This window comes from Sphingomonas sp. LY54 (genome assembly GCF_035594035.1).
Lineage (GTDB): Bacteria > Pseudomonadota > Alphaproteobacteria > Sphingomonadales > Sphingomonadaceae > Allosphingosinicella.
The window spans coordinates 782,259-802,576 of sequence record NZ_CP141588.1 but is presented as its reverse complement, the minus strand read 5'-3'; the positions used below and the strand labels follow the sequence as shown (position 1 = coordinate 802,576).

22 protein-coding genes are annotated in these 20,318 nt (G+C 67.9%); 10 read left to right on the top strand and 12 right to left on the bottom strand.

Annotated elements, in window-relative coordinates; genetic code table 11:
* Nucleotides 1-4 precede the first annotated feature (4 nt).
* On the bottom strand, nucleotides 5-904 hold the full coding sequence (locus SH591_RS04005; RefSeq protein WP_324750626.1) for a hydrogen peroxide-inducible genes activator: 900 nt from the start codon (nucleotides 902-904) through the stop codon (nucleotides 5-7).
* 112 nt (nucleotides 905-1,016) lie between these two features.
* Between SH591_RS04005 and SH591_RS04000 the strand changes: the two genes are divergently transcribed.
* From SH591_RS04000 to SH591_RS03985, 4 genes are all read left to right on the top strand, one after another.
* Nucleotides 1,017-1,556, top strand: coding sequence for a peroxiredoxin (locus tag SH591_RS04000; protein ID WP_322831678.1), 540 nt, complete (start codon nucleotides 1,017-1,019; stop codon nucleotides 1,554-1,556).
* Nucleotides 1,557-1,649: 93 nt separating this feature from the next.
* Nucleotides 1,650-2,168, top strand: coding sequence for an alkylhydroperoxidase, AhpD family (gene ahpD / locus SH591_RS03995; RefSeq protein ID WP_322831677.1), 519 nt, complete (start codon nucleotides 1,650-1,652; stop codon nucleotides 2,166-2,168).
* A 127-nt stretch (nucleotides 2,169-2,295) separates the two neighbouring features.
* Entirely contained in the window at nucleotides 2,296-2,991 is a 696-nt protein-coding gene (gene epsC, locus SH591_RS03990; RefSeq protein WP_324750625.1) for a serine O-acetyltransferase EpsC, read from the top strand.
* Nucleotides 2,991-3,329, top strand: a complete 339-nt coding sequence (locus tag SH591_RS03985) for a DUF2794 domain-containing protein (RefSeq protein ID WP_324750624.1) — start codon at nucleotides 2,991-2,993, stop codon at nucleotides 3,327-3,329. The genes epsC and SH591_RS03985 overlap by 1 nt, the downstream gene beginning before the upstream one ends.
* A gap of 42 nt (nucleotides 3,330-3,371) precedes the next feature.
* Here SH591_RS03985 and SH591_RS03980 read toward each other — a convergent pair whose 3' ends face one another.
* The 10 genes from SH591_RS03980 to SH591_RS03935 form a co-directional block, all read right to left on the bottom strand.
* Entirely contained in the window at nucleotides 3,372-4,448 is a 1,077-nt protein-coding gene (locus SH591_RS03980; RefSeq protein WP_324750623.1) for a hypothetical protein, read from the bottom strand.
* Between the two features lie 151 nt (nucleotides 4,449-4,599).
* Entirely contained in the window at nucleotides 4,600-5,499 is a 900-nt protein-coding gene (locus SH591_RS03975; protein ID WP_324750622.1) for an SDR family NAD(P)-dependent oxidoreductase, read from the bottom strand.
* A 92-nt stretch (nucleotides 5,500-5,591) separates the two neighbouring features.
* Nucleotides 5,592-6,116 carry a hypothetical protein gene (locus SH591_RS03970; RefSeq protein WP_324750621.1) on the bottom strand — a complete coding sequence of 175 codons (525 nt, stop codon included), beginning with the start codon at nucleotides 6,114-6,116 and terminating at the stop codon, nucleotides 5,592-5,594.
* A 103-nt stretch (nucleotides 6,117-6,219) separates the two neighbouring features.
* Nucleotides 6,220-6,918, bottom strand: coding sequence for a phosphate regulon transcriptional regulator PhoB (gene phoB / locus SH591_RS03965; RefSeq protein ID WP_322831671.1), 699 nt, complete (start codon nucleotides 6,916-6,918; stop codon nucleotides 6,220-6,222).
* Nucleotides 6,911-7,621, bottom strand: a complete 711-nt coding sequence (phoU, locus tag SH591_RS03960; protein ID WP_322831670.1) for a phosphate signaling complex protein PhoU — start codon at nucleotides 7,619-7,621, stop codon at nucleotides 6,911-6,913. Before phoU ends, phoB begins: the two co-directional genes overlap by 8 nt.
* 14 nt (nucleotides 7,622-7,635) lie before the next feature.
* Nucleotides 7,636-8,433 (bottom strand): phosphate ABC transporter ATP-binding protein PstB, encoded by a 798-nt coding sequence (gene pstB, locus SH591_RS03955; protein WP_322832304.1) that lies wholly within the window; start codon nucleotides 8,431-8,433, stop codon nucleotides 7,636-7,638.
* Between the two features lie 16 nt (nucleotides 8,434-8,449).
* Nucleotides 8,450-9,730 carry a phosphate ABC transporter permease PstA gene (gene pstA / locus SH591_RS03950; protein ID WP_416385206.1) on the bottom strand — a complete coding sequence of 427 codons (1,281 nt, stop codon included), beginning with the start codon at nucleotides 9,728-9,730 and terminating at the stop codon, nucleotides 8,450-8,452.
* Nucleotides 9,723-11,105 carry a phosphate ABC transporter permease subunit PstC gene (gene pstC / locus SH591_RS03945; protein ID WP_324750620.1) on the bottom strand — a complete coding sequence of 461 codons (1,383 nt, stop codon included), beginning with the start codon at nucleotides 11,103-11,105 and terminating at the stop codon, nucleotides 9,723-9,725. The genes pstA and pstC overlap by 8 nt, the downstream gene beginning before the upstream one ends.
* Before the next feature lie 88 nt (nucleotides 11,106-11,193).
* Nucleotides 11,194-12,255 (bottom strand): substrate-binding domain-containing protein, encoded by a 1,062-nt coding sequence (locus tag SH591_RS03940; protein WP_324750619.1) that lies wholly within the window; start codon nucleotides 12,253-12,255, stop codon nucleotides 11,194-11,196.
* A gap of 8 nt (nucleotides 12,256-12,263) precedes the next feature.
* A complete protein-coding gene (locus tag SH591_RS03935) occupies nucleotides 12,264-13,532 on the bottom strand; it encodes an ATP-binding protein (RefSeq protein ID WP_324750618.1) in 1,269 nt (422 codons plus the stop codon).
* A gap of 95 nt (nucleotides 13,533-13,627) precedes the next feature.
* On the opposite strand from SH591_RS03935, the gene SH591_RS03930 reads away from it, so the two are divergent.
* Genes SH591_RS03930 through SH591_RS03915 form a run of 4 tightly spaced genes read left to right on the top strand, consistent with a single transcriptional unit; the run spans nucleotide 13,628 to nucleotide 16,254 of the window.
* Nucleotides 13,628-14,029 carry a hypothetical protein gene (locus SH591_RS03930; protein ID WP_416222337.1) on the top strand — a complete coding sequence of 134 codons (402 nt, stop codon included), beginning with the start codon at nucleotides 13,628-13,630 and terminating at the stop codon, nucleotides 14,027-14,029.
* Between the two features lie 16 nt (nucleotides 14,030-14,045).
* Nucleotides 14,046-14,393, top strand: a complete 348-nt coding sequence (locus tag SH591_RS03925) for an HPr-rel-A system PqqD family peptide chaperone (RefSeq protein ID WP_324750617.1) — start codon at nucleotides 14,046-14,048, stop codon at nucleotides 14,391-14,393.
* On the top strand, nucleotides 14,390-15,253 hold the full coding sequence (locus SH591_RS03920) for an HprK-related kinase A (protein WP_324750616.1): 864 nt from the start codon (nucleotides 14,390-14,392) through the stop codon (nucleotides 15,251-15,253). The genes SH591_RS03925 and SH591_RS03920 overlap by 4 nt, the downstream gene beginning before the upstream one ends.
* Nucleotides 15,250-16,254, top strand: a complete 1,005-nt coding sequence (locus SH591_RS03915; protein WP_324750615.1) for a nucleotidyltransferase domain-containing protein — start codon at nucleotides 15,250-15,252, stop codon at nucleotides 16,252-16,254. Before SH591_RS03920 ends, SH591_RS03915 begins: the two co-directional genes overlap by 4 nt.
* On the opposite strand, the gene gph is transcribed toward SH591_RS03915, so the two are convergent.
* The gene (gene gph, locus SH591_RS03910; RefSeq protein WP_324750614.1) at nucleotides 16,251-16,913 is read right to left on the bottom strand and encodes a phosphoglycolate phosphatase; all 663 of its coding nucleotides are present in this window, start codon (nucleotides 16,911-16,913) and stop codon (nucleotides 16,251-16,253) included. The genes SH591_RS03915 and gph overlap by 4 nt on opposite strands.
* A gap of 77 nt (nucleotides 16,914-16,990) precedes the next feature.
* On the opposite strand from gph, the gene glmU reads away from it, so the two are divergent.
* Both glmU and glmS read left to right on the top strand, forming a co-directional pair.
* Nucleotides 16,991-18,349 (top strand): bifunctional UDP-N-acetylglucosamine diphosphorylase/glucosamine-1-phosphate N-acetyltransferase GlmU, encoded by a 1,359-nt coding sequence (gene glmU / locus SH591_RS03905; RefSeq protein WP_324750613.1) that lies wholly within the window; start codon nucleotides 16,991-16,993, stop codon nucleotides 18,347-18,349.
* Between the two features lie 94 nt (nucleotides 18,350-18,443).
* Nucleotides 18,444-20,267, top strand: a complete 1,824-nt coding sequence (glmS, locus tag SH591_RS03900; RefSeq protein WP_324750612.1) for a glutamine--fructose-6-phosphate transaminase (isomerizing) — start codon at nucleotides 18,444-18,446, stop codon at nucleotides 20,265-20,267.
* Nucleotides 20,268-20,318 lie beyond the last annotated feature (51 nt).

Sequence of the window (20,318 nt, the reverse complement as noted above, 5' to 3'; positions counted from 1 at the left end):
GCCCTCAGGCCGCGGCCTTCAGCGCGTCGCCGAGCAGCCGGAATTCCTTCTCGCGCGGGCTGCCCTTGCGCCAGATGAGCGCGATGCGCCGGGCGGGGTGATCGGCGTCGAGCGGCCGCGCGACGACGCCGGTGCCCTCCAGGATGCCGGCCGTGACCGCCATTTCGGGAAGCATCGTCACGCCGAGGCCGTTATCGACCATCTGCACCATCGTGTGCAGCGACGTGCCGAGCATGGTGGCCTCGGCGCGCAGCTCGGGCCGGTTGCAGGCGGCGAGCGCATGGTCCTTCAGGCAATGGCCGTCCTCGAGCAGCAGCAATTTGTCCTCGTCGATCGCCGCCGGGGTGATTTCGGCGGGCAGATGCTCGGAGGCGCCGGGCGGGAAGGCGACGAACAGGCGGTCCTCGAACAATTCGAACGATTCCACCTCGCCGCAGCCGTAGGGAAGGGCGAGCAATACGCAGTCGACCTGGCCGCGGTGCAGGGAATCGCAGGCCGCCTGGCTGGTCTCCTCGCGCAGATAGAGTTTGAGATCGGGCCATTGCTTGCGCAGCTTGGGCAGCAGCTTGGGCAGCAGGAACGGGGCGATGGTGGGGATGACGCCCATGCGCAGCTCGCCCGAGAGCGGCTTGCCGGCGGCGCGCGCCATATCGGCCAGTTCCTCGGCCTCGCGCAGGATCTTCTGCGCCTTGTCCGCGATGCGATTGCCGAGCGGCGTGAAGCGGACGACGCGGCGCGTGCGCTCGACCAGGGTGATGCCGATCAGCGATTCCAGCTCGCGCAAACCGGCAGACAAAGTCGACTGTGTGACGAAGCAGGCCTCGGCGGCGCGGCCGAAATGGCCGTGGTCCTTGAGGGCGACCAAATATTGCAGCTGCTTCAGCGTCGGGAGATAGGTGCTCATCGTCCCTCTCGATCAATATATTTGATCTAATCAATTTGATCGATGGGCACCAGCCCCCATATGAGCGCTGCAACACTTCCTGCCACCCAATCCAAAACAGAGGGAAAAGTACATGCTCACCGTTGGTGATAAGCTTCCTGAACTCACGCTCTCCGTTCAGCAGGGCGCCGCGCTGCCGGCCGACGAGACGATCGATCTCGCCGAGACGAACGGCAAGTGGAAGGTGCTGTTCTTCTGGCCGAAGGACTTCACGTTCGTGTGCCCGACCGAGATCATCGGCTATGGCGAACTCAAGAGCGATTTCGAGGATCGTGACGCGGTGCTGATCGGCGCCTCGACCGACACCGACTTCGTGCACCACGCCTGGCGCAAGGCCGACGAGCGCCTCGCCGCCTGCGACTTCCCGTGGATCGCGGATCACAAGAAGGAACTGGCGAACGCGCTCGGCATCGTCGCTCCGGAAGGCGTCGCGTTCCGCGCCACCTTCATCGTCGATCCCGACAACATCATCCAGCATGTCACGGTCAACGGCCTCAATGTCGGCCGCAACCCGGCGGAAACGCTGCGCGTCCTCGACGCGCTGCAGACCGACGAGCTCTGCCCGTGCAACTGGACGGAGGGCCAAGAGGTCCTGAAGCCGGCTGCTGCCTAACGCCCCCCTAGGCACGCCAGGGCTCGGACCTTGGGAGGGGCGCGGGAACCACGTTTCCGCGCCCCTTTTCTTTACCCGAAGGAGATTGAAATCATGTCGCTCAAGACATTCACCGAAACGCTTCCCGATTACGCCAAGGACCTGCGGCTCAACATGGGCTCCTTGCTGTCCGACCAGACGCTCGGCGACCAGCGCAAATACGGGCTGCTGCTCGCCTGCGCGCACGGCACCGGCTACAAGCCGATCGTCGAGGCCGCCGAGGCCGAGGTCGAGGGCAAGCTCTCGCCCGAAGCCGCCAATGCGGCGCGCGCGTCGGCTGCGGTAATGGCGATGAACAACGTCTATTACCGCTTCGTCCACCTCGCCTCGAACCCGGAATATGGCACGATGCCGGCCAAGCTGCGCATGAACGCGATCGGCAATCCGGGCATCGACAAGGCCGATTTCGAGCTGTTCAGCCTTGCCGTCAGCGCGATGAACGGCTGCGGCATGTGCATCGACAGCCACGAGAAGGTGCTGAAGCAGCACGGAGTCAACGCCGAGGCGATCCAGGCCGCGGCCCGGATCGGCGCGATCGTCAAGGCCGTCGCGACGGTCCACGCCACGCTCTGACCCGGCTGGGGGCACGGCGCGGCCGGCCCCCATCCGTTTCGGACCGGTAGCAAAAGATTAGTGGCCCTTCTGGCATTCTGGCGCGGCAAGGCCTATTTTGCCGCCTACGGGGTTTGAGGGTTTGCCTATGCTGTCGGGGCTTGTCGCGTATCTGGATTCGATCAAGGCGCGAGACCCAGCGCCGAGATCGCGCTGGGAGATTTTGATCTATCCCGGCGTGTGGGCGCTGGCGCTGCATCGCGTCGCCCACTGGCTGTTCCGGGGCGAACTCTATTTCCTGGCGCGGCTGATCAACCACATCGCGCGCTTCGTGACGGCGATCGACATCCATCCGGGCGCGCAGATCGGCCGCCACTTCTTCATCGACCACGGCTTCACCGTGATCGGCGAGACCGCGGTGATCGGCGACAACGTCACCATCTACCAGTGCGTCACCCTGGGCGGCACCAATCCGAACAACGGCGTCGCCGGCAAGCGCCACCCGACCATCGCCGACGGGGTCGTGATCGGGTCCGGCGCGCAGGTGCTGGGGCCGATCCTGGTCGGCGCCAACGCCAAGATCGGCGCCAATGCGGTGGTGACCAAGGACGTGCCCGAAGGCGCGACCATGACCGGCATTCCCGCCCGCTCGACGCTGGTCGACGCGGCCGAATATGGCCGCGGCTTCCTCCCCTACGGCACGCCGTGCACCGACTGCGCGGACCCCGCCGCGCAGAAATTCGAGACGCTGCAGGCCGAGGTCGAGCTGCTGCGCCAGAGGTTGGCGCAAGTGCTGGAGGAGCGGCAGGGCACCGGCCGCGCCGCCAAGCGCGATCGGGCCTGATGGGCACCGTCCACCCTTTTCCCAATGCCTCATCGCCGCAGATCGGCTTCGACAAAGCCGAACTCTCCCGCATTGTCGATCTCTACGGCCGGATGGTCGCCGCCGGCCTGTGGCGCGATTACGCGATCGATTTCGGCCGCGACTACGCCGCCTTCTGGGCGTTCCGGCGCACCGCCGAGCGGCCCGAATACAAGATCGAGAAAAGGCCGTCGCTGCGCGCCAAGCAGGGAATGTGGGCGCTGATCGGCGAGCATGGCCTGGTGCTGAAACGGGGCCACGAACTGGGCCCCGTCCTTGCGCCGCTCGAGCGGCGGCTGATGAAGGTGGTCAGCGGCTGAGATGCCGAAAAGGCCCGGCGGCGAACCGCCGGGCCTTTCCATTCACACCGTCGCGGGCCGGTCTACCATCGGCAGCCGCGCCTGCAGCCGGGCCGGCAGCGGCCGCACCACCGCCCGCCGGGCATGGTGCCAGAAGGCCGACAGCAGCAGCAGAGCCGAGCCGATCAGCAGGGCGGTCAGCGCGAAGCTGAGTTCGACCGCGCCGAAGCGCTCGAACAGATCGCTCAGCGCCCACAAGACATAGGCCAGAGCGGACACGAGCAGAGCGCGGCGGTCGATCGCCAGCGCGGTCAGGCCAAGCAGGACATAGACCAAAAGCACGATGACAGCCTCCGGCGCGCTCGCCTGGCCATCGGTGAGGCCGAGCAGAGAGAAGATCGGATGGACGATCATCGGCGCGGCCAGCAGGTGCAGCCAGAAGGCCACGTCCGAACGCCGCGTCTCGCGCTTGGGATCGGACGAATCCCACCACATCGCGAACAGGAAGATGGCGAGGCCGGCGACGAGCGTGAAGCCGAGCATCACTTCGCGGAGCTGGGGCGCATCCTGGACCGCGGAGGCGACCAGGCCCGCACCGATGCCGGCGACGGCCGCCGCGCCCGCAGCGATCGTGATCGGCACCCGGAAACGACGCCAGTGGACCCACGCCGCGACTGCCGCGACGGCGGCGCAGCCCGCGCCGATCAGGCCCTGCAGCACCTCATTGTCCTGCAGCGTCGCTTCGGAGACGATATTGGCGACGGTGAAGGCGCAGGTGGCGAAGACGCCGCCGACGAAGGCGAGCAACAGGATGATGCTCGGCAGCGCCATGCGCCGCTCGCGGGTGAAAAATTCGGCGAGGCCCCAGGCCGCGGCCGCGACGAACGCGCCGCCCAGCGGCGAGGGCATTTCGGGCGGCCCGACGCGGATAGAATTGCCTATCCAGGCGAGCGCGACGAGCAGGATCACCGCGGCGATCGCCACGAAGATGTCGTTGAAGCCGGTGAGCAGGCGGAAATGCTCCTCGTCCACCGCCGGCGTGGCGCGGGTGCGCGCGACATAGGCGCGCAGGGCGTCCGCCGCCTGGGGCGTCAGCGCCCCGGCCGCGACGGCCGCCTCGAGATCGCTGTCACTGTACATAGGCGTGTTCCCTCCCTAGAGGCGGCCGATTTACCACAGGTGTATTGTTGGTACAATACACTCTCGTCATCCGGGCGGCGGCCGGGATCTCGGGACGAGGTCGCACCCGGCTGTCCCGGGGCCCCGGCCTCCGCCGGGGCGACGCCTGACCTCAGCCCTTCTGCAGCGTCTGCAGGATCGTCATCGCCTGTTCGGTGCCGGACTGCGGCACGATCTCGCCGGTGCGGTCGACGATCCGGTCCCACTGGGCGGCAACGCCTTCGACCGTGCGCTCGTCCTCGGGCAGGGCGACGCCCGGCGTCAGCGTGATATAGCTCGCCTGGTAGACGCCCGCGCCGGCGCCGAGGATGACGTTGGTGGGCGCGTCCTCCGAGACGAGGAAGAGCGCGGCCGGGACCACATTCTCCGGGTTGAAGGCGGCGAGCATCTCGGCCGGGAAGATGTCCTCGGTCATGCGCGTCGCGGCGGTCGGTGCGAGGGTGTTGACCCGGACATCGTATTTCGCGCCCTCGAGATGGAGGGTCTTGGCGAGGCCGGCGAGGCCGAGCTTGGCGGCGCCGTAATTGGCCTGCCCGAAATTGCCGAACAGCCCGGTCGACGAGGCGGTCATCAGGATGCGGCCGTAATTCTGCTCGCGCATGACGTCCCACACCGCCTTGGTGCAGATTGCCGAGCCGATCAGGTGCACGTCGACGACCGCGCGGAAATCCTCGATCGTCATCTTGGCGAAGCTCTTGTCGCGCAGGATGCCGGCATTGTTGATGAGGATATGGGGTCCGCCCCAGGCCTCGCGCGCGGCCGCTACCATGGCCGCGACCTGCTCCTCGTCGGTGACGCTGGCGCCGTTGGCCATGGCGGTGCCGCCGGCGCGGGCAATCTCCTCGACGACGAGCGCCGCGGCGTCGGAGCTGCCCGAACCGTCGCGGCCGCCGCCGAGATCGTTGACCAGGACCCTGGCGCCGCGGCGGGCGAGTTCGAGTGCATATGCGCGGCCGAGGCCGCCGCCGGCGCCGGTCACGATCGCGACGCGGCCTTCAAAACTGATTGTCACGCAATACCTCTTCCATAGATCGGAAAAGGTGATGGCAAAGTGAGGCCCGATAGGGAAGGGCCGGGACGCGTCGCGCCCCGGCCTTCAGTGCCTTAGCGGGGCCGTGCGCCGCGCTCGTAGCTCTGGACGCAATTGTCGGTCACGGTCTTCGAGCAGGCCGGATAAGTGTCGCTGCCGGCCTGGGTCGCGAAAGCGCCACTGCCGCCGAGCTGGACCTGCGCGCCCGGGGGCACCGGAGTCATCTGATTGGTGCCGGCAGGCGCGGTCGCCGGATCCGACACGACCGGAATGCCGCGGGCGTCGCGCTCTGGCGCCTGGTTGCCCGGGGCAACGGCCATGCCGCTGCCGGCCGACATCGATCCACTGGTCGACATCGTACCGCTGGTCGGCGTCGCCGTGTCGGGCGGGCTCGTCTGCGTCCTGGTCGGCGTCGTGGTCTGAGTGCCCGGCTGGTTCTGGGTTGTGGTGTCGGTCGTGGTGTCCGTCTGCGTGGCGTCCATGGCCTCTTCTTCGGTCGTCTGCGTCTGCTGGGTGGTCGTGTCCTGCGGATCGCTGGTGTTCTGGGCCATGGCGATGCTGCTCGCGCCGAGCATCGCGGCGAAAATAAGCTTTCTCATCTGACTCTCCTCGGCCGGCGGACCCGCTCCCACGCCAGCGGCAATGCCCCAGTTGCGAAGGTGTAACGATGTCGGACGGATTTTTATCCCGAGCGAGCCCGGATCAGAGCCGGCCCTCGGAATCGAGCGCGTAGCCGGCCGAGCGGACGGTGCGGATGATGTCGGCGCGGCCGCCCTCGTTGATCGCCTTGCGCAGGCGGCGGATGTGGACGTCGACGGTGCGCGGCTCGATGTCGCTGTCGTGGCCCCAGACGCTGTCGAGCAGGCGCTCGCGCGAGAAGACGCGGCCGGGATGCTCGAGGAAATGGCGCAGCAGGCGGAATTCGGTCGGGCCCAGCGCGATCGGCTGGCCGCCGCGCCGCACCTTGTGGCTGACGATGTCCATTTCGAGATCGGCATAGTTCAGTTGCTCGCCGGCCAGAGCGGGGCGGACCCGGCGCAGGACGGCGGCGACGCGGGCGACGAGCTCGCGCGGGCTGAACGGCTTGGTGACGTAATCGTCGGCGCCGGTCTCGAGGCCGCGGATGCGATCGCCTTCCTCGCCGCGCGCGGTGAGCATGATGATGGGGACGTTGGCGGTCTCGGGGCGGCGGCGCAGGCGGCGGCAGACCTCGATGCCGGACACGCCCTCGATCATCCAGTCGAGCAGGATCAGGTCCGGCGGAGTCTCGGAGGCGAGGAGCAGGGCCTCGTCGCCGTCCGGAGTCTGAGTGACCTTGAAGTTCTCCTTCTCGAGATTGTAGGTCAGCAATTCGGCGAGGGCATGATCGTCCTCGACCAGCAATATGTGTCCCTTAACCATGAGTCACTTCTGACTGGGTCGGATCTTCGCCCTTCGGACGCTCGGCCATGTGCTCCCCGGTCGCTGCGAAATAGACCATCTCTGCGACGTTGGTGGCGTGATCCCCCATCCGCTCCAGGTTCTTGGCGATGAACATCAGGTGCGTCGCCGCGGTGATGTTGTGCGTGTTCTCCATCATGAAGGTGAGGAGCGTCCGGAAGATGCTGTTGTAAAAATCGTCGACCGCGCGGTCGCGTTCACAGACGGCGACAGCCTTCTGCGCGTCGCGCGCGGCGAAGGCGTCGAGCACGTTGCGGACCATCTCGGCGACGATCCGCGCCATTTCCGGAAGGAGCGACAGCGGCTCGATCTTGCTCGAACCCTCGATGATGTGGACGCGCTTGGCGATGTTCTTGGCATAGTCGCCGATCCGCTCGACCACGCCGGCGATCTTCAATGCGGCGACCACCTCGCGAAGGTCGTCCGCCATGGGCGCGCGCAGCGCGATCAGCTGGACGGCGTTGCGCTCGACCTCGGCCTCGAGGGCGTCGATCTTCTTGTCATTCTCAACGACGCGGTTCGCCGCCTCGGTGTCACGGTCGACGAGGGCCCGCATCGCTTCCGCGATCGCGGCTTCGGCGAGGCCGCCCATCTGCGCGATCGAGGCGCGGAGCTGGTCAAGATCCTGGTCGAAGGCTTTGACGGTATGTGCGCTGGTACCCATGTCCCTGATCCTTCTCAGCCGTAGCGGCCGGTGATGTAATCCTTGGTGCGCGTCTCGCGCGGATTGGTGAAGATCTCGGACGTGTCGCCATATTCGACGAGGTGGCCGAGGTGGAAGAAGGCGGTGCGCTGCGAGACGCGCGCGGCCTGCTGCATATTGTGGGTAACGATCACGATCGCGTAGCGGCCGCGCAGCTCGTGGATCAGCTCCTCGATCTTCGCGGTGGCGATCGGATCGAGCGCCGAGCAGGGCTCGTCCATCAGGATGACTTCGGGATCGACCGCGATCGCGCGGGCGATGCAGAGGCGCTGCTGCTGGCCGCCGGAAAGGGCGGTGCCGCTTTCCTGCAGGCGCTCCTTGACCTCTTCCCAGAGGCCGGCGCGCTTCAGCGACTTCTCGACGATCTGGTCGAGATCGGCCTTGCCGGCGGCGAGCCCGTGGATGCGGGGGCCGTAGGCGACATTCTCGTAGATCGACTTGGGGAAGGGGTTCGGCTTCTGGAACACCATGCCGACGCGGGCGCGGAGCTGCACCACGTCCATCGACGAGGCGTAGATATCGTCGCCGTCCAGCTCGATCCTGCCCTCGACGCGCGCGTTGGGGATCGTGTCGTTCATGCGATTGAGCGTGCGCAGGAAGGTCGACTTGCCGCAGCCCGACGGGCCGATGAAGGCGGTGACATTCTCCTGGCTGATGTCGATCGACACCCGGTCGATCGCCTGCTTGTCGCCGTAGAAGACGTTGACGTCGCGCGCGATCATCTTGAGCGCGCCGCCGTTGCCGTTCGCTTGCGGGGTGGCGAGGTCGTTCATCGTTTGGTCGTTCATATTACCAGCGCCGTTCGAATTTGTTGCGGAGATAGATGGCGAGGCCATTCATCGCGAGAAGGAAGACGAGGAGGACGATGATCGCGGCCGAGGTCTTCTCGACGAAGCCGCGGCTGACCTCGTCCGACCAGAGGTAGATCTGCACCGGCAGCACGGTCGCCGGATCGGTGAAGCCGCCCGGCGGGGAGGCGATGAACGCGCGCATGCCGATCATCAGCAAGGGCGCCGTCTCGCCCAAGGCGCGGGCCATGCCGATGATCGTGCCGGTGAGGATTCCGGGCAGAGCCAGCGGCAATACGTGGTGGAAGACGACCTGGACGCGGCTGGCGCCGATGCCCAATGCGGCGTCGCGGATCGACGGCGGCACCGACTTGATCGCGTTGCGGCCGGCGATGACGATGACCGGCATCGTCATCAAGGCGAGCGTGATGCCGCCTACCAATGGCGCCGAACGCGGCAGGTGCATGAAATTCAGGAACACGGCCAGGCCGAGCAGGCCGAAGATGATCGAGGGCACCGCCGCGAGGTTGTTGATCGACACCTCGATAAGGTCGGTCCAGCGGTTCCGCGGGGCATATTCCTCTAGATAGATGGCCGAGAGGACGCCGATCGGGAAGGCCAGAGCGAGCGTCACCATCATCGTCAGCAGCGAGCCCTTGAACGCGCCCCAGATGCCGACCGCGGTCGGATCGGTGGCATCCGAGCCGGTGAGGAAATTGGCGTTGAAGCCGGTCCGCACGGCATCGGCCTCCTGCAGGCGCCGGTAGGCGGCCTCGGCCTCGGGCGCGCCTTCGCCCTTGGCGGCAACGTCGAGCCCGTCCGACGCCGGCAGCCAGAAGGTCGCCGTTCCGTTCAGGATCGCGGGCTCCTGTTTGATGCGTTCGCGAATCCGCGGCCACGCGGAGTCGGACAGCAGGGCCGGCCCGATCGCGCCGTAACGCTGTTCGGCGACGGCGCGCATCGTCCCTTCGATATCGGCGCCGGCCAGCGCGGCGTCGGCTGTCGCCGGATCCTGCAGCGCGGCTGGATCGAGGAACAATTCGCTTTGCGGGAAGGCGATGTCGAGCTTCACCTCGGTCTGGGTGAAGCCGCTGGCGCCGTTGGCGACCATGGTCACCAGCAGGAAAGCGAGGAAGGCGGCCGAGAGCAAAACTGCGCCGAGGCCGACCAGGCGGAAGCGCCGCTCGGCCGCATAGCGGCGGCGGATGCGCTTCTGCATCGCATCGGCCTTCCAGTCGGTCGGGGCGCGCTTGGGAGCGGCGCCGGCGGTCATGTCATTCATAGGCTTCGCGATATTTCTTCACCACGCGGAGCGCGACGATGTTGAGGGCCAGAGTGACGAGGAACAGGACGAGGCCGAGCGCGAAGGCGGCGAGCGTCTTGGCGCTGTCGAATTCCTGGTCGCCGGTCAGCAGCTGGACGATCTGGGTCGTCACCGTGGTGACGCTGGCGAACGGATTGGCGGTGAGATTGGCGGCGAGACCGGCAGCCATCACCACGATCATCGTCTCGCCGATCGCGCGGCTGACGGCGAGCAGCACGCCGCCGACGACGCCGGGAAGGGCCGCGGGCACGAGAACCTTCTTGATCGTCTCGGACTTGGTCGCGCCCATCGCCAGCGAACCGTCACGCATCGCCTGCGGCACCGCGGCGATCGAATCGTCGGCCATCGAGGAGACGAACGGGATGATCATGATGCCCATGACGAGGCCGGCGGCGAGCGCCGACTCGGACGAGGACGGGATGCCGAGCGACGTGCCGAGATCGCGGATCATCGGTGCCACCGTCAGGGCGGCGAAATAGCCGTAGACCACGGTCGGGACGCCGGCGAGGATCTCGAGCAGAGGCTTCATCCAGGCGCGGACGCGCTGGCTGGCATATTGGGTGAGGTAGATGGCGCTCATCAGCCCCAAGGGAATGGCGACGATCATGGCGATGATCGCGCCGATGAAGATCGTGCCCCAGAACAGCGGAATGGCGCCGAACGCGCCCGACGAGCCGGCCTGGTCGGCGCGGATCGCGGTCTGCGGGCTCCAGTTGAGGCCGAACAGGAACTCGACCGGGTTGACCTTGGCGAAGAAGCGCAACGATTCGAAGATCAGCGAGAGGACGATGCCGAGCGTCGTCAGGATCGCGATCAGCGAGGCGATCAGCAGCACGCCCATCACCAGCCGCTCGACCCGGGTGCGGGCGCGGAAATGCGGCGACAGGCGGGTGAAGGCGAAGGCGCCGGCGGCAAAGGCGAGCAGCAACGCGACCGTGCCGCCGATCAGGCCATAATGGTCCGACGCTTCCTTATAAGCGGGGGCGAGCTGCGTGGCCTGCGGGGCGAAGGCGGCCTGGGCGCTGCCGTTGGCGAGCGCGCGCGCCTCGGCGAGGATCGCGCCGCGCTGCATCGGCTCGGTCGGCAGGGTCTGCGCCGCCGGGCTGGCGAGCACCGCGTCGGTGACCAGAGAGCCCGAGACGCTGCTCCACACGGCGAGGAACAGCAAAGCGGGAATGACCGCCCACAGGGCGACATACCAGCCATGGTAGGAAGGGAGCGAGTGGGGACGCGCCCCACCGGCACGGGGGAAGGCGGCAGCCTTCGCGCGTGCGGTCAGCCAGGCGACAAGCCCGAGCCCCAAGATCAGCAAGGCGATCGCTGCTAGCGACAATGTGGTCGTTCCCTAAGTCGCCGCTTGTCTCCGCGGCGTTGAAAAAAGCATGCGCCGGACCCGCTAAGCAGGTCCGGCGCAAAAGTCATTACTTGAGTTGGGCAGCGTCGACCGGGGTCAGCGCCGTGGCCGCGGCAGCCGCCGAAGCCTGGGCGTCGGCCGGCGAGGCGATCAGGCCGCGCTCGACGAGATAGCCCTTGTCGCCCCAGCCCTTCGCATATTCGGCGAGGAACTCCTTGAGGCCCGGGATGACGCCGACATGCTCGCCCTTGACGTAGATGTAGAGCGGACGGGCGCCCGGATAGTCGAAGGTCGAGATGGTCTCGTAGGTCGGGGTCACGCCGCCGAGCGGGATGCCGCGGACCTTGTCGGCATTCTCGTCGAGGAACGAATAGCCCATGACGCCGACCGAACCCGGATTGGCCGAGACCTTCTGGACGAGAAGGTTGTCGTTCTCGCCGGCTTCGACATAGACGCCGTCCTCGCGGACCTTGGTGCAGACGTCCTTATACTTGTCCTCGTCGGTCTTCTTGAGCTCCTTCATCGCCGCGTCGGCGGTGCAACCCTTTTCGAGGATCATTTCGGCGAGCGCGTCGCGGGTGCCCGAGGTCGGCGGCGGGCCGTAAACCTGGATCTTGACCGCGGGAAGGGCCGGATTGACGTCCTTCCATGTCTTGGCCGTGTTGGGCTTGCCGTACGGATTGGCGGCGATCGCCTTGTACACGTCCTCGACGGTGAGCTTCATCGGCTGGGCGCTGTTGGCCTCGATGAAGGCGAGGCCGTCAATGCCGACCTGGACTTCGACGACCTTGTTGACGCCGTTCTTGGCGCAATCCTCGAGCTCCGACTTCTTGATGCGGCGCGAGGCGTTGGCGACGTCGGGGTGCTGGGCGCCGACGCCGGCGCAGAACAATTTCATGCCGGCGCCGGTGCCGGTCGATTCGACGATCGGCGCCTTGAACGACGGGTTGGCCTGGGCGAAACGCTCCGCGACCGCGGTCGTGAACGGATAGACGGTCGAGGAGCCGACGACGCGGATCTGCTGGCGGGCACCACCTTCGCCACCGGCGCCGCCCCCCTGGCCGCATGCGGTAAGCGCAAGCGCGGCCACTGCCGCGGTGAGAATCGATTTGGTCAAATTTGCCTCCATTAGCGCCGTTATGCGGCTTCCGGCTCGTCCCTAGGGCCGCTGGAAGTGGTTTCTGTGACGCTTGCGTGACTCTTTGATGACAATGGCAGCGTAACGCGCACGGCCGTCCCCTGGTCCACCACGCTGGCGATCTCCAGCCGGCCGCGGTGGCGCTGGGCGATATGCTTGACGATGGCGAGGCCGAGCCCGGTGCCGCCGATTGCGCGGCTGCGGCCGGGATCGACGCGGTAGAATCGTTCGGTGAGGCGGGGGAGGTGCTCGGCGGGGATGCCGTCGCCGCGGTCGACGACGCTGAGCTGGAGCATGTCGGGGCCGGCTTCGTCGAAGCGCACGGTGACTGGCTCGCCGGACCGGCCATATTTCAGCGCGTTGATGACGAGGTTGCGCAGCAGCTGCAGCAACTGGGCGCGGTCGCCGGGCACGACCGGAGCAATGTCGGCGCCCTCGATCTCGATCCGGCTGTTCTTCTCGGCAATCAGCTGCGCGCAGCCCGCCCGGACTTCCTCGACCAGCGGCAGCAAGGGCACCGGGTCGCGGGGGACCGAGAAGCGCTCGGCTTCGATCCGCGACAGCGAGATCAGGTCCTCGACGAGCTGCTGCATGCGCCGCGCCTCGCCCGACATGATCGACAGGAAGCGCTTGCGGGTGGCGGGGTCGGCGCTGTCGTCGTCGTGGAGCGTCTCGGCAAAGCCGATCAGCGTCGCGAGCGGGGTGCGCAGTTCGTGGCTGGCATTGGCGACGAAATCGACCCGCATCTGCTCGGCGGCGTGGGCTTCGCTGCGGTCGACCAAGCGGACGAGGCGGCTGCCGTCGGGGAGGGGGGCAATCGTCATGTCCCAGCGCCGGTCCTCACCGCCGAGGCCGACCAGCTCGGTGCGGCTGGGACCGTCCATCTGCTCGACGAGAAGCTGCTCGGCGGCGGCGGGATGGCGGATGCCGAGCCGAACGTCGACGCCCTCGATATGCGCGCCGAGCACGTCCTTGGCGGCGAGATTGGCGAGGATCACGCGGCGCTCGCGGACGACCAGCAGCGGATAATCGACGGCGTCCACCATAACCTCGGTCTCGGGCAGGAACGAATCGCCGTTGCCCTCGGCCACCGGCTCGCTGGCCGGCTCGGCCGTGCCGGGCGCCGCCAGCACGGCGAGCGCGATCGCGCCGGCGACGATCGCGATCAGCGCCGCGACGAGGGGCGCACCGGCAGAAGTCGCGGCGACGAGCCCCGCAAGGGCGGCGACAACGGCTGCAACAGGCCGGAAGAAACGATTGGAACCCATGGCGCCGTCCCATAGCGGGATCGCACCGCTCTCGCCACCGGTCGAAAAACAGCGGCTTTACGCTTATGAAAGCAAGGGTGCGTTAGAGACGGCCTATGAGCGAGATGAACCCAGAGCCGGAAGAGGGCGCGGCCCAGCCCAGCCGCCGCATCGTGCTCGCGCTCGGCGCAGCCGCGGCTTCGACCGTGGTGACGATCAAGCCGGCGCTCGCCCAGACCGCCGGCTCCGTGCTGAGCTGCCAGATTCCGGTGCCCGCGCCCCAGGCGGCGGGCCAGTATATCGCCCAGGACGGATCGCTGGTGGCGCCCGGCACGCCCGGCTCCTTCCCGCCGGCGGCGCGGCCGCTGACCGGTGAGGAAGCCAAGGTGCTGCTGCGCGGCGGCACTCCGGTCGGCGTCGACAGCCAGGCGGCCCAGGCCTACGCCAACTATATTCGCCGTCTGCAGGCGGGGATGAGCGGCTTCACCTGCTACGCCTCGCTGCAGATGCCGCGCTGATCACCGGCCGGACGCCATGGCCGGTCCTCATTACATCGCCGATCGCGCGGACGACGTCCGGCTGATCGAGCTGGACGGGCTGACGGCGCTCTACCACCGGCCGTCGGGCACCACCCATATATTGGCGGCGCCCGCGCCGCAGATCCTGGCCGCGATCGCCGACGATCCGGCGACGGCCGACGAAATCCTCGCCCGCATGGCGGCCGGCTTCGATGTCGATGGGGACCGTGACGCGCTTCTGCCCCGGCTCGACGAACTCGAGGCGGCGGGGCTCATCCACCGCAGTTCCCCGGCGCAAGCCGGGGCCCAGGCGGAGGGCGCTGCTGGACCCCGGCTTTCGCCGGGGAGCAAGCGCGCGGCATGAGGCACGTCCATGAAATCCAGGTCGGCCCGGTCGCGTTCCGCGTCGGGTCCGAGTGGAAGGCGCCGGTCGAGGCGCTCGCGTCGCTTTATGCCGGCTATCCGGCGCCTGAGGGGCCGTGCGACTTCACCGTGCGGCTGGAGGCGGAGAAGCCGTGGCGGCGCTGGCTGAAGCCGGCGGTGGCGATCCGCGGCGACTATGTCCTTCCCGACGCCGCGCCGATGCCGCTCGCGCACGGGCTGCTCGCCGCCGAAATGGGGATGAATCTCCAGATGGCGCTCGGCCAGAAGCGCTATCTGCTGCTGCACGCCTCCAGCGTCGAGAAAGACGGGCGGGCGCTGCTGATGACCGGCCATTCGGGATCGGGAAAGTCCACCCTCGCCGCGATCCTCGGCGAGCGCGGTTGGCGGCTGATGGGCGACGAATTCGCCTTGCTCGACCCGGCGACCGGCCTGCTCCACGCTTTTCCTCGCGCGATCAGCCTCAAGAACGGGGCGATCTCGGTGGTGGCTGGAGTGGCCGACCAGAGCCGGTTGGGACCTTTGCTGGTCGGCACGCCCAAGGGCTCGATCCGCCATTTGCGGCCCAAGGCCGAGGCGCTCGCACGCATGGCCGAGCCGGCGCGGCCGGCCTTGATCCTGTTCCCGCGATTCGGGCGCGATCTCACCGCCGAAGTGCGGACGGTCGGCGCGGCCGAAGTGTTCGTACGGCTGACCCAGGCCTCGACCAATTATGTCGGACTCGGCGAGATCGGGTTCGAGGCCTTGGCGGCGCTGGTCCGCGACGTGCCGGCGCGCGCGATCGATTATCCCGACACCGAGGCTGCCTTGGCGCTCGTCGATGAGTTGTGGAGCAGCCTGTGACGGGCGCGCGCCTCCTCGTAGCGGCATTGCGCGATCCCGCCTCGGCCGCGTCGCTCGACGCGCGGCAATGGACTTCGCTCATCGCCGCCGCCCGCGCGGAATCGTTGATCGGCAGCCTGGCTTGGCGGCTTGAAGGGCAGGCGCTTCCCGAGCGCGCGGCGCGGCTGCTGGACGATGCCCGGCGCGATCACGACCAAGGGCGTGTCCAGGCACTGTGGGAAGCGGAAATGGCGCGGCGGGCGTTGGAGCCGCTGGGCGTGCCGGTGATCCTGCTCAAGGGCACCGCTTATGCCGCCGCCGGGCTACCGGCATCGGCGGGCCGCTCGATCGGCGACCTCGATATCCTGGTGCCGCGCGCCAGCCTCGATTCCGTCCAGGAGGCGCTGCTCGGCGCCGGCTGGGAGTGGGTGAAGGCGGACGATTATGACGATCTCTATTATCGCCGCTGGATGCACGAGCTGCCGCCGCTGATCCACCGCGAGCGCGACCGGATGATCGACGTCCACCACACGATCCTGCCCTTGACCGCCACGCCGACGCCGGACGCGGCGGCGATGATCGCCGACAGCGTCGCCCTAGACAATGGGCTGCGCGTGCTTTGCCGCGAGGACATGGTGATCCACGCCGCCTGCCACCTGTTCGCGGACGGCGACCTGGCCGGCGGCCTGCGCAATTTGTGGGATATCGACCGGCTGGCGCGGGCGTTCGCGAGGGAACCCGGTTTCTGGGACCGGCTGCGGGAGCGTAGGCGGCGGCACCAGCTCAGCGGCCCGACGGCCCGGGCACTGCGGCTGGCCGCTTTTCTCTATGGCACGCCGGTCGCGGGCGTGGGTGGCCTGACCCTCGCCGATCGGCTGTTCGCGCTGCGCCTGCTCGCCCGCAACGGATGGGGGCAGGAGACGCGGCCCTTTTTGCGGCTGGCCTTCTACGTCCGCTCGCACTGGCTGCGCATGCCGCCGCTGATGCTGGCGCGGCATCTGTGGGTGAAGGCGACGCGCTAGAGCCGCGCGAGCGCGCCGGGCAGTTCCGAATAATGATGGATGATCACATCGGCGCCGAGCTGCTCGACCGGCCGGTCCGAGAAACCGAAGCTGACCGCGACGAAGGGGAGGCGGGCGGCCTTGGCGGTGTCGGCGTCGGTGATCGAATCGCCGATGAAGACGGCCTTGCCGCCGCCGGCGCGGGCGATGGCCTCGTGGAGCGGGGCGGGATCGGGCTTGCGGACCGCGAGCGTGTCGCCGCCAATCACGCTGTCGAAGCGCCCGGTCCAGCCCAAGGCGTCGAGCAGGAGATGGGTCAGGCTTTCCGGCTTGTTTGTGCAGAGCGCGAGCCTGATCCCGGCTGCCCGGAGCGCGTCCAACGCCGCATCGACCTCGGGGAAGAGGCGCGTGCCTTCGCAGATGTTGGCGCCATAATATTCGAGGAAGATGGGGTAGCCGCGTTCCACCAGTTCCTCCGATGTGGACCCGGAGACCGCCAGCCCCTTGCGGATCAGCGCTCTGGCGCCGTGGCCGACAAGGTTGCGCACCGAGCCGGGATCGATGCCGGGCCGCCCGAGCGCGCCGAGCGTGTGGTTGAGCGCGGCGGCAAGGTCGGGCGCGGTGTCGGCGAGGGTGCCGTCAAGATCGAAGGCGACGACGTCGAAGGGAATAAGGGTCATGACGGGTCGCTTAGGGGCGCGTCTCTGGAATTGCCAAGATTTCCATGCGATGGGGCGGACGAAGCACGGGAAACGACATGACACGGACCAGGGAATTCGCAGCCGTCATACTCGCGGCCGGCAAGGGCACGCGGATGAAATCGGATGTGCACAAGGTGCTGCACCCGATTGCGGGGCGGGCGATGCTGGACCATCTGCTCGGCGTGCTCGAGACGCTCGGGCCGGCGCGCAAGATCGTCGTCGTCGGCAGCGGGCGCGAGCAGGTCGAGGGGCTGGTCGCCGCGCGCGGCGGGGAGGTCGTCGTCCAGGAGGAGCAGCTGGGCACGGCCCACGCGGTCGGCCAGGCCGAGCAGGCGCTGGCTGGCTTCGAGGGCGACGTCGTCATCCTTTTCGGCGACACGCCGCTGATCGAGGCCGAGACGATGGCGCGGATGCTCGACCGGCTGAACGCGTCGGACGGGCCCGCCATCGTCGTGGTCGGTTTCAGGCCCGAGGATCCGCTCGCTTACGGCCGGATCATCGCCGACGGCGACGGCGCGATCGCCAAGATGGTCGAATATAAGGACGCGACGCCCGAGGAGCGCGCCGTCAACCTGTGCAACAGCGGCATGATGGCGGTGCGGGCGGAGGATCTGTTCGGGCTGCTGGCGAAGGTCGGCAACGACAATGCCGCCGGCGAATATTATCTGCCCGACGTGGTGATGCTCGCCGCCGCCGAAGGCCGCAAGTCGGTGGTGATCGAGGCCGAGCCGTGGGAGATGTCCGGCGTCAACAGCCGCGCCGAGCTCGCCTTGGTCGAGGCCGAATGGCAGCGGCGGCGGCGGCTGCAGGCGATGGCCGACGGCGTCACTCTGGTCGCGCCCGACACGGTCTGGTTCGCTCACGACACGCTGATCGGCCGCGACTGCGTGATCGAGCCCAATGTGGTGTTCGGCCCCGGCGTGCGGATCGCCGACGGGGTGTGCATCCGCGCGTTCAGCCATATCGAGGGCGCGACCATCGCGACCGGGGCGGAGATCGGCCCCTATGCGCGGCTGCGCCCGGGCGCCGACATCGGCGAGAAGGCCAAGGTCGGCAATTTCGTCGAGGTGAAGAAGAGCCGGCTCGGCAAGGGCGCCAAAGCCAACCACCTTACCTATCTCGGCGATGCCGAGGTGGGCGAGGGCGCCAATATCGGCGCGGGCACGATCACCTGCAATTATGACGGCTTCTTCAAATATCCGACCAGGATCGGGGCGGGCGCCTTCATCGGCTCGAACAGCGCGCTGGTGGCGCCGGTGACGATCGGCGACCACGCGATGGTCGGCGCCGGTTCGGTGGTGACCAGGGATGTCGAGGCCGGCGCGCTGGCTGTGGCGCGCGGCGAGCAACAGGCCCGGCCCGGCTGGGCGGCACGCTTCAAGGCGGCGATGGCGGCGAAGAAGCAGGCGGGCTAGGACGCTATAACGCCACGATTTTTGAGCGGACGCCGTGATGCCCCTGCCGGGGCCTCGGAGTCCGGGACGAACCCAAGGATGAACGGGACGATCTATGTGTGGGATTATCGGAATTCTGGGCCGGGAAGAGGTGTCCGAGCGGCTGTTGAACGGTCTCCGGCGGCTCGAATATCGGGGCTATGATTCCGCGGGATTGTGCACGATCGTCGACGGCAGGCTCGAGCGGCGCCGCGCCGAGGGCAAGCTCGACAATCTTGCCCGCGAACTGGCCGCGGACCCGCTGCCGGGCCAGGTCGGCATCGCCCACACGCGCTGGGCGACCCACGGCGCCCCGACCCGCGACAACGCCCACCCGCACATGGCCGGCGACGTCGCCCTGGTACACAATGGCATTATCGAGAATTTCCGGCCGCTGCGCGAGGAACTGATCGCCGATGGGCGCAGCTTCCAGAGCCAGACCGACACCGAGGTCGTCGCCCATCTCGTCGCGCGCGAGCTGGAACAGGGCGCCAGCCCCAAGGATGCGGTGGGGCGCACCCTGAAGCGCCTCCACGGCGCCTTTTCGCTCGCCATCCTGTGCCGCAACCATTCCGACATGCTGATCGGCGCCCGGCTCGGCTCGCCGCTCGTGGTGGGCTATGGAGAGGGCGAGACCTATCTCGGGTCGGACGCGCTGGCGCTGGCGCCGCTCACCCAGAACATCTCCTATCTCGAGGAAGGCGACTGGGTCGTGATCACGCGCGAGGGAACGCAGATCTACGACCGCGACGACAATCCGGTCGAGCGGCCGGTCACCCATTCGGGCGCGAGCGCGGCGGCGATCGAGAAGGGCAATCACCGCCACTACATGCAGAAGGAGATTTACGAGCAGCCGATCGTGGTCGCGCAGACGCTGCAGTCCTATCTGCGCCCGCTCGAGCAGAAGGTCGCGCTGCCGCAGATGGAGTTCAGCTTCGCTGACGTGCCGCGGATCACGATCGTCGCCTGCGGCACGAGCTTCTACGCCGGCATGGTCGCCAAATATTGGCTCGAGCAATTCGCACGCGTTCCGGTCGAGCTCGATATCGCGTCCGAGTTCCGTTACCGCGAGCCGGTGCTGGAGAAGGGCGGGATGGCGCTCTTCATCTCGCAATCGGGCGAGACCGCCGACACGCTCGCCGCGCTCCGCCACGCCCGTGAGCAGGGCCAGAAGATCGCCGTCGTCGTCAACGTGCCGACCAGCTCGATGGCGCGCGAGGCTGACCTTTTGCTTCCGACCCATGCCGGGCCCGAGATCGGCGTCGCCTCGACCAAGGCTTTCACTTGCCAGCTCGCCGTGCTTGCCGCGCTCGCCGCCAAGGTGGCGCGCGACAAGGGCCGGATGAGCGCGGAGGAGGAGAGTGCGATCGTCACCCACCTCACCGAGGCGCCGGCGGCGATGAACGCGGCGCTGGCGCATGACGATGCGATCGCAGCGATGGCGCCGCTCATCGCCGGCGCGCGCGACGTCCTCTATCTCGGCCGCGGCCCGGACTATCCGATGGCGATGGAAGGGGCGCTCAAGCTCAAGGAGATCAGCTACATCCACGCCGAGGGCTATGCCGCGGGCGAGATGAAGCACGGCCCGATCGCCCTCATAGACGACAATGTTCCAGTGATCGTGATCGCGCCGTCGGGACCGCTCTTCGAGAAGACCGTCAGCAACATGCAGGAGGTCCAGGCGCGCGGCGGCAAGGTCGTTTTGATCTCCGACGCCGAGGGTCTGAAGCAGGCGAGCGAGGGCACGATCGCGACGATCGAGATGCCCAAGGTCCACCCGCTGATCGCGCCCCTGGTCTATGCGATCCCGGTGCAGCTGCTCGCCTATCACGTCGCGGTCGTGAAGGGTACCGACGTCGATCAGCCGCGCAACCTCGCCAAGAGCGTCACCGTCGAATAAGCCGGGCGACGAGGATCAGGCGGGAAACCCGACCCGATCCTCGCCCCGGTT